We start from the raw sequence: 13,137 nt of genomic DNA on the forward strand, positions 1-13,137 counted from the left end.
CCTCACGCCATGTCGTTCTGGTTGGCCCGGGTGAGCCGGAACTGGACGATCGAGATGGTCGCGAGGACGACCATGAGTGCCACGGACATCGCCGAGGCGTAGCCGAAGTCGTACCCGCGGCTGAAGGCGACCTCGTAGATGTAGTACTGGATGACGTTCGAGGCGTTGGCCGGGCCGCCCTGGGTCGCGACGGAGACCGTGTCGAAGACCTGGAACGACCCGATCATCGTCACGATGAGGACCAGCCCCAGGTACGGGCGCAGCAGCGGCATCGTGATCGACCGGAACATCCGCAGCTCGGACGCGCCGTCGACCCGGCCCGCCTCGTAGAGGTTCTCGGGGATGGTCTGCAGCCCGGCGAACACCAGCAGGGCCGTGTACCCGGCGTGCCGCCACACGTTGACGAGCGCGATGGTCGGGATCACCAGCGACTGGTCGCCGAAGAACATCACCCGGTCCCAGCCCAGCGCCTCGATCACCTCGTTGACGAACCCGAGCTGGTAGTCGAGCAGCATCAGGAACAGCATCGCGGCGACCACGTTGGACACCAGGTACGGCGTGAGGACGATGCCCCGGACCACCATCGACTTCGTCAGCCGGTGCATGAGGACCGCGACGAGGACGGCCAGGACGGTCTGGATGCCGATGTTGAGGACGACGTACCACAGCGTCACCCCGAAGGCGTTCCAGAACACCGGGTCGTCCGCGAGACGTCGGTAGTTCTCGAGGCCGATGAACCCGCCGGTCTGGAAGGCCGTCGTGTCGGTGAAGCTCAGCCAGATGCCGCGGAGGGTCGGCCACAGCAGGAAGACGACGAACCCGACGGTCGCCGGCAGGATGAACACGAGCGCGGCGGGGAGGTCGCCGAGGTTGCGCGAGCGTCGGCCGGCCGAGCTCCGGGGTGCCGCCGTCGTGGTCGGTGCGTCCGTCACGGCGCTCATCGCACGGCCTCCACGTGGATCAGGGCGCTGTGGTCCGGGTCCAGCGCCGGGACGCTCACCCCGGCGTCCGCGAGCGCCGCGCCGGACAGCCAGAGGCCGGACTGCCACCACGCCGGATAGACGCGGGGGCCGGTCTGGCTCGCCACGTCGGGACCGGACGGCCGCACGTGGTAGGTGCGGTCGCGGTCCAGGCCGGGCAGGCGCACCCGGCCCGGCGGCCACGTGACGTGACGCTCGTTCACCGTGACGGAGTACAGGGCCTCCGAGCGGTCCGGGCGGACCGCCCCGTGCAACCAGAGGTCGCCCGCCTCGAGGGACCGCCGGACGGTGGTGCCGGTGTGCACGAGGTCGCGTACCTCCTTGTAGTACTCGACCCAGGCGCGCAGCTCGGCGCGTTCGGTCGCGTCGGCGGCCGAGAGGTCCCACTCGATACCGAAGTGCCCGAACAGCGCGGTCGCGGCACGGAACGACAGGTCGAGCCGCCGGCCCGTCGTGTGGGCGCGGTCGGCGCCGACGTGGCTGCCCACCAGCTCCGGGGGAAGGAGCTGCGCCGTCCAGCGCTGGATCTGCTGACGTTCGCGCGCGTCGATGCAGTCCGAGGCCCAGACGCGGTCGGTGCGTTCGAGGACCTCCAGGTCGATCCGTGCGCCGCCCGAGGAGCAGGACTCGATCTCGATCCCGGGGTGGGCGGCGCGGATCGCGTCCATGAGCTGGTAGGCGGCGAGCGTCTGCTCGTGGACCCCGGCGCGGCCCGTGCGCGTGGAGCCGGCGTCGACGAGGTCCCGGTTGTGGTCCCACTTCACGAAGTCGACGCTCAGCTCGGCCAGGACGGCGGACATGCTCGTCAGCACGTGCTCGAACGCTTCGGGGTGGGTCAGGTCGAGGACCTGCTGCCGGCGGGCCTCGACCGGCAGGCGGCCGGGGACCTGCAGGATCCACTCGGGATGGGCGGAGGCGACCTCGGAGCGGATGTTGACCATCTCCGGCTCGAACCAGAGGCCGAACTCCATCCCGAGCCCGCGGACGTGCTCGACGAGCTTCTTGAGCCGGCCGTCGCCCCACACGTCCTCGGCGACGTGCCAGTCGCCCAGGCCCGAGGAGTCGTCCCGGCGGGAGCCGAACCAGCCGTCGTCGAGCACGTACCGCTCGACGCCGATCTCAGCGGCCCGGTCCGCGAGCTCGGTGAGCCGTTCGAGGTCGTGGTCGAAGTAGACGGCCTCCCAGACGTTCATCGTCACCGGCCGGGCCGTGCGGGGGTGGTGCGGCCGCGACCGCAGGTAGGTGTGGAACCGGCCGGCGAGCTCGTCGAGGCCGACGGCGTGCCCGGCGAAGAGGCGCGGCGAGGAGTAGGTCTCGCCCGGGGCGAGCTCGACCTCTCCCGGCAGGAGAAGCTCACCGCCGCTGAGCAACCGGTGGCCGTCGAACGCGCGCTCGGCCGCCACCTGATGGTTGCCGCTGAACGCGACGTGCAGGCCCCAGACCTCGCCGCGGTCGAAGTCGAAGCCGGGCTCTCCGGCCACCAGGACGGTCGCGGCGTCCGCGCCGGTCCGGCCGTGGCGACCCTCGCGCAGGTGGGTGCCGACGGTCATCGCGCGGCGCTGCGGCACCCGCTCCTTGGCCCAGCGCCCGGCGAGGTCCATGATCTCGTCGGCCGACGTCGGCACGGGGAGGGCCAGACGCAGGGCGTCGACGACGTAGGTCTCCTCGCCGAGGTTCGTCACCGCTCCACGCAGCCGCAGCAGGCCGGACGGCAGGAGCTCGATCTCGAGCTCGAGGCGCAGCGCGGCGCGGTCGTCGACCGCCGTCGTCGTCACCGCTCCCCCGGCGTCGTCGTGCCGGACGGCGGTGGCCACCGGCGTGAACCGCGGGGTCCAGGCGGTGCCTTCGCGGTGTCCTTCGAGCCCGGGGGCGCCGGTCCATCCGGTCCATGCCTCGGGCAGGACCGCGACGGGCACGTGGCCGTCGACGCCGTTGGTCGCCAACGCAGGGGAGGCGGCCGCCTCGAGGTCCGCCAGACCTGGCTCGTCGAGGGGGCCCGGGTCCGCGCCCCAGTGGACGACCACCGGCAGTGCGTCCTGCGGCAGGGCGAGCACGACCGCCACGCCCGCTGCCGCCAGCTGCACCACTGGAGGCCAGGCGCTCTCCGTGCGGGCGGACGCGCCCTCGACCTTCGGCATGATGCCCACTCGCGCAACCCCTTCGTCGCACCCGCTGCGTCGCGGATGGTTCTGCAAACGTTGGTCAGACGCTAGCGGGTGTTGGGCTCGTTCTGCAAACGTTGGTCAGAAATGAAGTGGCGGATTTCACCCGGAGCCACTTTTGCGGGACCGCCGGCAGCTCGTCGGCGCACAGCACCGCCGCAGCCGCCGGGCGCCGGGGAGACGCCGCCGTCAGGCGGGTGGTGCGGCGGTGCTGGACCGCACGACGAGGCGCGGGGAGGCGGACGTGCTCCGCGGCTTGCGTCCCGTCGCAGTCCACTCGGCGAGTAGCTGGAACGTCCGCCGCCCCAGCCCGACGAAGTCCTGCGACACCGTCGTCAGCGGCGGCGTCCACATGCGCGCGAACGGCTGGTCGTCGAACCCGACCACGCTGATGTCGTCCGGAACCCGGCGCCCGGCCTCGGCGAGCGCGCGCATCACACCGATGGCGAGCTCGTCGTTGCCGCAGAGCACCGCCGTCACGGAAGGGTCCCGCGCGAGCCGCTGACCGGCGTCGTAGCCCGAGTCCGGGTCGTAGCTCGCCTGGATGACCTTCGGGGGCTCGACGCCGGCGGCCTTCATCGCCGCGCGCCATCCCCAGCTGCGCCCCGACCGGGCACGCGTCGCCGGGATCGCGACGTGGTGAACCGTACGGTGACCGAGGCCCAGCAAGTACTCGGTCGCCTCGCGCCCCCCGGCCTCGTCGTCCAGGAACGCGTGGGGCCTCGATCCCACCTTGCGCCGCGCACCCGCTGCGGCGACGACCGGCAGAGACTCCGGCAGGGCGTCCAGCGTCGCGACGCCGAGGGCATCGAACTCCACCACGATCGCTCCGGCCAACGGCTGAGAGAGCACCAGGTCCACGGCGCCCTTCATCGCGTCCGGTTCCTCCGACTCGATGACGCCGATCGTCACCACGAAACCCGAGGCCCGAGCCGCCTCCTCGATCCCCTGCAGCGTCGCCGCGTACCCGTAGCGCACCGTGTTCCTGGCCAGCACCGCCACGGTCGACCGCCGGCCGCTGACCAAGGTCTGCGCCGCCGCGTTGGGCCGGTAGCCGAGCTCGGCCACAGCCGCCTCGACACGGGCGCGCAGCCCCTCGCTGACCGGCGTGCGGCCCGTCAGCACCCTGGACACCGTGGAGAGGCTCACGCCGGCACGTTCCGCCACGTCGCGAAGCACGGGAGGCTGCTGTTCCGGTCGAAGCACAGATGAAGAGTATCCGCCGGCATCGCGCCACGGCGGCCCGTCGCATCCGCACGACCCTCCCCGTGCTGACGTGAGACCTCCACGCCCGCGGGACGAACCCACCCCGACGGCAGCAGGCACGTTCTGTCGTTCGTAACTGTGAAGTTTTGATACCTGTCACAGAATCGCAACAAGCATGCACACGCCTTGACGAACACCGGGCGTTCGGACATTGTTGGCGGCAGACAACCGAGTAGTGGCCAGATGGCGGGCTTGAACCGCACTGGTGCACGACAGCCGCCCCCTCGATGCCGAGGAACGACCCACAGGGATGTGGCCATGACGGTCTCAGAAGTTCACACAACAAAACACACAGAATCACAACAGGCACCACGACGGCTCAGCGACGGACAGTTCGCCGTCCTCCTGCTGCTGCCGGGCGTGGCGCTGCTCGCCGGCGTGGTCCTCTACCCGCTGGTCGCGGCGCTCGTCACCGCGTTCTTCGAGCAGAGCCTGGTGATCCCCGGGCGCACGTTCGTCGGGCTGCAGAACATCGTCGACGTGCTGCAGGGCGACTTCCTGAGGCTCCTCGGCCAGACGCTCGTCTTCACCGTCGGCACCACGGTCCTGCCGTTCGTGGTCGGGTTCGCCCTCGCCCTGGCGCTCAACACGAAGATTCGTGGCGCGAAGGTGCTGCGCGGCCTGATGCTCATCCCCTGGCTGGTGCCCGGCGTCGTCGTGTCGTTCCTGTGGATGTGGATCTTCAACGCCAACTACGGTGTGATGAACGCCCTGCTCGAGACGCTCGGCCTCGTCGACGGCCCCCAGGCGTGGCTGGCCCAGCCGGGCACCGCGATGGGCGCCGTGATCCTCGCCAAGACCTGGCAGTCCTTCCCCTGGATGATGGTCATGCTGCTCGCGGGCCTGCAGACCGTCCCCGGCGAGCTGCACGAGGCCGCCGAGATGGACGGCGCGGGCACGGTCCGCCGCTTCCTCGCGATCACGCTGCCCCACCTCAAGGGGATCGTCGGCCTCGTGCTGCTGCTGGAGTTCATCTGGAACTTCCAGCACTTCGACATCATCTACGTCCTCACGGGCGGTGGCCCCGCGGGCGCCACCCAGACGTTCGCCACCGCCGTCTACGAGACGGCGTTCCACGGCTTCGACCTCGGCCGCGCCGGCGCGCTCGGCCTGCTGTGGATGGTCCTGCTGATGGGGCTCGTCGTCGTGTACGTCCGCTTCTCGGAGAAGGGAGAGGAGCGATGAGCGCGACGACGCAGCTCCCCGCCACCCCGCCGTCGGGCCGGGCGCCCGCGGCCACGACCGCCCCCGCGCCCGCGCCCGCCCCACGGCGGCGCCGGGCCGCCCTGCGCTCCGAGCGCCCCGGCGTGCGCCTCGCCGCCTGGGTCACGGTGGTCGTGTGCGGCGGCTTCGGCCTCCTGCCCGTCTACTGGCTGCTCGCCACCGCGCTCACCCCGCGCGACCAGGTGTTCGCCTACCCGCCGCGCCTGTTCCCCGCCGCGCCCACGCTCGACGCCTTCGCAGCCCTCGCGTCGAACGAGCAGCTGTTCGTCTACCTGCGCAACAGCGTCGTCGTCTCGGTCATCACGGCCGTGCTGTCGGTGCTCGTCTCCGCGTACATGGGGTACTCGTTCTCCAAGTTCCGCTACCGCGGGCGCCGGTCCCTCATGTACCTGGTGCTCGCGTCGCAGATGTTCCCCCAGGCGCTGCTGCTCGTCACCCTCTACAGCGTGTTCAGCGCGTACGGGCTGCTCAACACGTACACCGCGCTGGTGCTGAGCTTCACCACGTTCACGCTGCCGCTGTGCGTGTGGATGCTCAAGGGCTTCTTCGACACCATCCCCGACGAGCTCGTCGAGGCCGCCCGCGTGGACGGAGCGTCCCGGCTCCGGATCATCCACTCGATCGTGCTGCCGCTCGCGGCGCCCGGCCTCATCGCCGCCGGCCTGTTCGCCTTCGTCCGCGGCTGGAACGACTTCATCTTCGCGCTCACCCTCGCCGGCCCGGACAAGCAGACGCTGCCGCCCGGCCTCGTGAACACGTTCATCGGCGAGGCGTCGACGGCGTGGCCTGAGCTCATGGCGGCCTCGCTCGTCGTGTCCCTGCCCGTCGCCATCGCCTTCATCGCCCTGCAGAAGTACCTGGTCGGCGGCCTCACCGCCGGCGCGGTCAAGGGCTGACCGCGCGCACCCACCCCGAACCCGCACCACATCTTTCGACCCGACCCTCGAAGCGGAGGACCCCCATGACCACGCCCATCCCCCACACCGCGCTCACGCGCCGCCACCTGTTCCAGCTGCTCGGTCTCGGTGCCGGCACCGCGGCCCTCGCCGCGTGCGCGCCGTCGGCCGGCGGGTCGGCGGGCACGGCCGCCACGGGCGGCGGCGCGAAGACGGACTTCGCGTTCTCGTCCTGGTCGCTGACCGAGGAGACGGCCGCCCCGGCGATCCAGTCGCTTCTCGGCGCCTACGGCGACGACAACGGCGTCTCGATCGAGGAGGTGTCCTACCCGTACAACGAGTACATCAGCCAGCTGACGCTCCAGGTGCAGGGCGGCCAGTTCACCGGCGCCGCCCACGTCGACGTCGCGTGGCTCGGCTCGCTCGCCGCCCTCGGCAAGCTGCAGGACCTCGGGCCGCTCGCCGAGGGCGTCGACTACACCGAGGCGGGGCTCACGGCCGCGCAGTTCGACGGCGTCCAGTACGGTCTGCCGTGGAACATCGGCGCCATCGGCCTGGTCACGAACAGCGCCATGCTGGCCAAGGCCGGGGTCGACGAGTTCCCCGTCACCATCGACGACTTCACCACGGCGCTGACGAAGATCAAGAAGCTCGGCGACGGCGTCATCCCCTACGCCGCGTCGACCAAGGCGGCACAGCTCAAGGACATCCTCATCTGGATGGAGACGTTCGGCAGCCCCCTGCTGGACGGCAGCACCGTCACCATCGGCGACGACGCCAGCGTCGAGGCCGTCACCTGGTACAAGGAGCTCTACGACAAGGGCCTCATCGCGCCCGACGTCGACCGGTTCGACGCCCGGTCCCTGTTCGCCCAGGGGCGCACCCCGATCTACGACGACGCGATCGTCGGCCGGGACGCGGTCGTCACCGAGTCCCCCGACAAGGACCTGGCGGGCAAGCTCGCCGCGCAGTCGCGCCCCGTGCTCGCCGCGGGCGACACCCCGCGCGCCCTCGTGTGGGGCGGAGCGATCGCCGTCGTCGACGGCGAGGGCGCGGAGACCGCCGCGGACTTCGCCCGGTGGGTGACCTCCGACCCGGACGCCGCGCGGGAGTACTTCGAGGAGCGGGGGCTGCCGCCGGCCACCGAGTCGGCGCTGGCGCTGCCCGAGGTCGCGGCCGACGAGTTCGGCGCCCAGTTCAGCGAGCGCATCACGGCCACGGCGACGTCGAACCCGTTCTGGGCCTACCCGCAGTACGCACAGATCGAGTCCGCCATCGCCGAGCAGGTGCAGGCCGTGCTGGTCGGCAGCAAGGACGCGAAGTCGGCCATGGCGCACGCGGGCGAGACCGCCCAGGGCCTCATCGACTGAGCGGAGGAACCATGCGACGACACTCCATCCCCCGACGACCCACCGCGCTCGCGGCCGCGGCGACCGCCCTCGCGGCGGCCGCCACGGTCGGCGCGGCCACCCCGCCCGCCACGGCTGACGCACCGCACCGAGCGATGCCGTTCACGGCGCAGGTCGGCGAGCTCCCGTTCCCCGTCGACCCCACGAACAACGCCGGCTGGTGGACGCCGCTGGACGTCGTCGACGGCGTCACCTACGTCGCCTACGACGCGCCCGCGGCCGACGCCGGGCGCCACGAGGTGCACGTCGCTGCCCGTGGCGCCGACGGCACGTGGACCGACGGCTGCCTGCAGGCGGGCGACGGCGGCTGCGTGACGTTCCTCGACGACTCGGGCCACAACCAGCCGTCGATCATCGTGGACGGCGACGGCTACATCCACGCGTTCGCCTCCATGCACCACGTGCCGTGGCAGTACTACCGGTCCACCGCCCCCGGGGACGTCACGTCGCTGGTGGACGTCAGCTCCGAGATGCCCGACCAGGGCGTGCCGATCACCTACCCGGTGACGGCCCGCGGCACCGACGGCGACGTGTACGTCATGGTGCGCGGCGGCCGCGACGGCGCCACGATCCGCGACGGACGCCTCTACCGGTACGACACGGCGACCCACGACTGGTCGCGGGTGGCGGTGTTCGCGTCGGCGACCGGCGCGTCGGTGTACCCCGACGACCTGGAGGTCGGCACGGACGGGCGGCTGCACGTGCTGTGGGAGTGGCACCGCTGGGCGGCGGGCCCGTACCGGCACGCCGGCTCGTACGCCGTGTACGACCCGGCGGACGGCTCGTGGAGCGACGCCGCCGGCAACGCCGTCACGACGCCGATCACCCCGGACGCCGGCGGCGCCGTGCTCTACCAGCCGTTCGCGGCCGGGGAGACGCTGCAGACCGACGCCCCGACCGTGCAGACGGCCAAGCTGGCGGTGCACGGCGACGAGCTCGCCGGCGTCGTCTACCGCTACGCCGAGGCCCTGCCGGACGGCACCGCCGACCGGTTCGACGTGCGCTTCGCCCGCTGGGACGGCAGCGCCTGGCAGCGGGAGACGATCGTCGACGCCGAGGCGCTCGGCAGCGACATCGACACGATCGCGGCCCTGGACGCCACCTCCGCCGGGGGCATCACCCGCGCGTACGCCGTCGTCACGGGCACCGTGGACGGCGCGGCGCGCAGCAAGGTCGTGCGCGCCGAGCAGGTGACCGGCGAGACGTCCTGGCGCTACGGCGCGATCGGCGGCACCCAGCCCGGCCAGCAGCGCATCGCCGCGCGGACCACGCCGACCGGCGCCGACGTGCTGTACCTCAGCGCGTCGCAGACCGGCCCGACGTCCGGCACGCTGTTCGTCGCCGACGTCCCGCGCACGGGCGGGGCGATCCCCGGCGAGCCGCTCGCCGACGTCGTCGCCGACGTGAGCGACGGCGGTGACGGGGACGACGGCGGCACGGTCGGCGACAACCTGGCGCTCGGCGCCACGACCACCGTCTCGTCCGTGCTGCGCGCGGACACCGGCGGCGAGAAGGCCGTGGACGGCGGCCTGACCGACGACAGCCGCTGGGTCTCCGCCGTCGGCGACACCACCCCGACGATCACCGTCGACTGGGGCGCCGCGGAGGCCGTGTCCACGGTCCGCGTGCACAGCGGCTACCGCGCCGCGATCGACCCGGCGAGCGCCGTGCTGCGCGACTTCACCGTCGAGCTGCACACGCCCGCCGGCTGGGCCGAGGTGGGCCGGTACACCGGCAGCACCGCCGGCGTCGTCACGGTACCGGTGCCCGACGGCACCTCCGCCGACCGGCTCCGCCTGGTCGCGACCGACCCGTCCGCCTCGGACACCGACGTCGCGCGGGTCTTCGAGATCGAGGTCCTGCCGGGCTGAGCCCCGCCCGGCGCCGCACACCCACGCGCCACCCGCACCACCGAGCCGTACCCGGCTCTACCGAGCACCACCCGAGCAAGCACGAGGAGAACCATGCGCACGCAGACCGTCGAGGCCGACATCGTCGTCGTCGGAGGAGGGCTCGCCGGCGTGAGCGCCGCGGTGGCCGCGGCGCGGATGGGCCGCCAGGTCGCGCTGGTGAACAACCGGCCGGTGCTGGGCGGCAACTCCTCCTCGGAGGTGCGGGTGTGGGTGTGCGGCGCGACCGCCCACGGCAACCAGCGATGGGCCCGGGAGACCGGGATCGTCGGCGAGATGTACGTGGAGAACCAGTACCGCAACCCCGAGGGGAACCCGGTCTACTGGGACGACGTCGTGCTCGACACGGTGCGCCGCGAGGAGAACGTACGACTGTTCCTCAACACGGACGTGCGCGACGTCGTGGCCACGGGGCCCGACGACGCGCGACGCATCGAGTCGGTCACCGGGTGGACGATGGGCTCGGAGATCCTCACGACGTTCACCGCGCCGGTGTTCCTCGACTGCACCGGCGACGGCCTGGTCGGGCACCTGGCCGGCGCCCGGTACCGGCTCGGCAAGGAGGGCAAGGAGGAGTTCGGCGAGGAGTGGGCACCGCCGGAGCCCGTGCGCGAGTTCCTCGGCTCCACGCTGCTCTTCTACACCAAGGACGTCGGGCGGCCGGTGAAGTACGTCGCGCCGGAGACCGCGATCGACATCACCACCACCCCCATCCCGATGAACCGCGTCATCCGCAGCGGCGACTCCGGCGCCCACTACTGGTGGATCGAGTGGGGCGGGGAGCTCGACATCGTCGGCGACAACGAGCGCATCCGCGACGAGCTGCGCGGCGTCATCCTCGGCATCTGGGACTACATCAAGAACTCCGGCAAGTTCGACGCCGAGAACCTCACCCTCGAGTGGATCGGCAACGTGCCCGGCAAGCGCGAGTACCGGCGCTTCGTCGGCGACTACACGCTGCACCAGGGCGACGTCGTCGATCAGACGTCGTTCGCCGACGGGGTCGCGTTCGGCGGCTGGTCCATCGACCTGCACCCCGCCCAGGGCATGTACGCCGAGGGCGCGGGGGCCTTGCAGCGCTTCTCCAACGGCGTCTTCGAGATCCCGTACCGCTCCCTGTACTCCGTGAACGTGGAGAACATGCTGTTCGCGGGCCGCGACGTGTCCGCCACGCACATCGCGTTCGGCGCCGCGCGCGTCATGGCGACCTGCGGGGCGATGGGCCAGGCGGCCGGCACCGCGGCGGCGCTGTGCGTGCAGCACGGCACCACCCCGCGCGGGATCTACACCGACCACCTGGCCGAGCTGCGCCAGACGCTGCTGCGCTGGGACGCCCCCGCCGTCGGCATCGCGAACGAGGACCCCACCGACCTGGCGCGCCGCGCCGCCGTCAGCGCGTCGAGCACGACGACGCGCCTCACCGCCCCCGCCACCGAGCCGGTGGACGGCGACCCGTACGACTTCGACGTCGTCGACCTCGACGACGACCTCGGCATCGTGCTGCCCGTCGACCCGCGGCTCGAGACGGTCGAGCTGCTCGTCTCCGCGCGCCGCGACACGACGCTCACCGTGGAGGTGTGGTCGGCCGACAGACCGCAGAACGTGGTGCCGGTGCACCTGGAGGCGAAGACCGACGTCGCCGTGGCCGCGGGCGACGAGCGCTGGGTCACCGCCCACGTGCCGTACGCGCCCGACGTGCCGCAGAACGCCGTCGTCGTGCTGCGCGCCAACCCCGACGTCGCCGTGCGCACCACGCGGCCGCTCCCGCCCGGAGTGCTCACCCTGACCCACCGCGTCGACAACGACGACCAGAACGTGCAGATCAGCTCCGACGAGCTGCTGGTGCAGTGGCCCACCAAGCCGCTGCGCGGCCGCTCCGTCGTCTTCCGCGCCGGCCCCGACACCCGGGCGCTCGCCCCCGAGCGCGCCACCGGCGGCTACCACCGCAACCACGGCGGGCCGCACCTGTGGGCCTCCGCGCCGATGGTCGCCGGCCGCGAGGAGTGGCTGCGCCTCGACTGGGACTCGCCCGTGGCCGCCCGGGAGGTGCGGGTCGTGCTCGACGACGACCTCGACGTCGAGCTCAACACCCTGCACCACCACCGCACGCCCGACGAGATCATGCCGACGCTCGTCAAGGAGTACCGCGTCGAGGTGCTGCCCGACGGCGGGGACTGGACCGTCGTCGCGACCGAGGACGCGAACCGGTGGCGCCTGCGGGTGCACCCCCTGCCGGACGGCGTCGGCCCGCTGCGGGCCGTGCGGCTCGTCGTCGCCGCCACGAACGGCGCGCCCCAGGCCCGCGTCGTCGCGCTGCGGGTGCAGGAGTGAGCGCCGTCCGCGCCGAGCCCGGCCGGGCGCGCGGCCCGCTGCGCGAGCGGCCCGCCCGCCCGGCCGTGCGAGGCACTACGCTGACCGCCGTGCACAGGAAGGAGCGCACCGGCATCGTGGCGCTCGCCGTGCCGGACCTCGAGGAGCCGTACTTCGCCGAGCTCACGGCGCTGCTCGTGCGGCGCGCCGAGGAGCGCGGGCTGTCGATCCTCATCCAGCAGACCGCGGGCGACCACGAGCGCGAGGTCGACGTCGCCAACGGCATCGGCCTGCCCCCGACGGACGGGCTCATCCACATCCCCCGGTCGCTGTCCGTCGCGGACCTCACGCGGCGCACGTCCCCCGGCCCCCTCGTGCTGCTGGGCGAGCACATCCTCGTCAGCCCCTTCACGCACGTCACCATCGACAACCGCGCCGCGTCGTACGCCGCGACCGAGCACCTGGCGACCGTCGGGTGCCGCCGCGTCGCGTTCGTCGGCACGCGGGACGCGCGGCCGTCCGACGCGGCCGACCGCCGGTACGCCGGCTACCGGGAGGCCGTCGCCGCGCTCGGCCTGGCCGACGACCCGGCGCTCGTCGCGCAGGTCGACGCGTTCTCCCCGGACGAGGGCCTGCGCGCCACCGCCGCCCTGCTGGCCGGCGGCGCGACGTTCGACGGCGTCGTCTGCTCCAACGACTCGGTGGCCTTCGGCGCCCTGTCCGCGCTGCACGACGGCGGGCGCCGCGTGCCGGACGACGTCGCCGTGGTCGGCATCGACGACGTGCGCGGCGCCCGGTTCACGACGCCCACGCTGACGTCCGTGTCCCCCGACCGGGAGGCGCTGGTCGAGCACGCGCTCGGCGAGCTCGAGCGGCAGATCGCGACGCCGCCCGGCGCGAACCTGCCCGTGCGGCACGTGATCGTCGAGGCGCGCGTCGTGCCGCGGGCCAGCACCGCCCGCTGAGCGGTGCCGCGCGAC

General features: G+C 72.6%; 9 protein-coding genes. 6 read left to right on the top strand and 3 right to left on the bottom strand.

Translation table 11 applies throughout. The annotated features are described in order from the left end of the window. Window positions 1-2: 2 nt before the first annotated feature. The 3 genes from EYB28_RS11925 to EYB28_RS11935 form a co-directional block, all read right to left on the bottom strand. A complete protein-coding gene (locus EYB28_RS11925; protein WP_166848117.1) occupies window positions 3-941 on the bottom strand; it encodes a carbohydrate ABC transporter permease in 939 nt (312 codons plus the stop codon). Beyond that, window positions 938-3,118: an alpha-galactosidase gene (locus EYB28_RS11930; protein ID WP_166848119.1), complete on the bottom strand. Its 2,181-nt coding sequence runs from the start codon at window positions 3,116-3,118 to the stop codon at window positions 938-940. Before EYB28_RS11930 ends, EYB28_RS11925 begins: the two co-directional genes overlap by 4 nt. Window positions 3,119-3,331: 213 nt before the next feature. After that, on the bottom strand, window positions 3,332-4,348 hold the full coding sequence (locus EYB28_RS11935) for a LacI family DNA-binding transcriptional regulator (RefSeq protein WP_166848121.1): 1,017 nt from the start codon (window positions 4,346-4,348) through the stop codon (window positions 3,332-3,334). A gap of 318 nt (window positions 4,349-4,666) precedes the next feature. On the opposite strand from EYB28_RS11935, the gene EYB28_RS11940 reads away from it, so the two are divergent. The 6 genes from EYB28_RS11940 to EYB28_RS11965 all read left to right on the top strand — a co-directional run bounded on the left by EYB28_RS11940 (window position 4,667) and on the right by EYB28_RS11965 (window position 13,122). After that, on the top strand, window positions 4,667-5,593 hold the full coding sequence (locus EYB28_RS11940) for a carbohydrate ABC transporter permease (protein WP_166848123.1): 927 nt from the start codon (window positions 4,667-4,669) through the stop codon (window positions 5,591-5,593). Beyond that, the gene (locus EYB28_RS11945; RefSeq protein WP_240930526.1) at window positions 5,590-6,528 is read left to right on the top strand and encodes a carbohydrate ABC transporter permease; all 939 of its coding nucleotides are present in this window, start codon (window positions 5,590-5,592) and stop codon (window positions 6,526-6,528) included. Before EYB28_RS11940 ends, EYB28_RS11945 begins: the two co-directional genes overlap by 4 nt. A 65-nt stretch (window positions 6,529-6,593) precedes the next feature. Further along, window positions 6,594-7,898 carry an extracellular solute-binding protein gene (locus tag EYB28_RS11950; protein ID WP_166848125.1) on the top strand — a complete coding sequence of 435 codons (1,305 nt, stop codon included), beginning with the start codon at window positions 6,594-6,596 and terminating at the stop codon, window positions 7,896-7,898. A gap of 11 nt (window positions 7,899-7,909) precedes the next feature. Further along, a complete protein-coding gene (locus EYB28_RS11955) occupies window positions 7,910-9,808 on the top strand; it encodes a BNR-4 repeat-containing protein (protein WP_166848127.1) in 1,899 nt (632 codons plus the stop codon). 93 nt (window positions 9,809-9,901) lie between these two features. Continuing rightward, the gene (locus tag EYB28_RS11960) at window positions 9,902-12,178 is read left to right on the top strand and encodes an FAD-dependent oxidoreductase (RefSeq protein ID WP_166848128.1); all 2,277 of its coding nucleotides are present in this window, start codon (window positions 9,902-9,904) and stop codon (window positions 12,176-12,178) included. Then, window positions 12,175-13,122, top strand: coding sequence for a LacI family DNA-binding transcriptional regulator (locus tag EYB28_RS11965; RefSeq protein WP_240930527.1), 948 nt, complete (start codon window positions 12,175-12,177; stop codon window positions 13,120-13,122). Before EYB28_RS11960 ends, EYB28_RS11965 begins: the two co-directional genes overlap by 4 nt. Window positions 13,123-13,137: the final 15 nt, after the last annotated feature.

The organism is Isoptericola sp. BMS4, from assembly GCF_011634835.1.
Taxonomy (GTDB): Bacteria; Actinomycetota; Actinomycetes; order Actinomycetales; family Cellulomonadaceae; genus Isoptericola.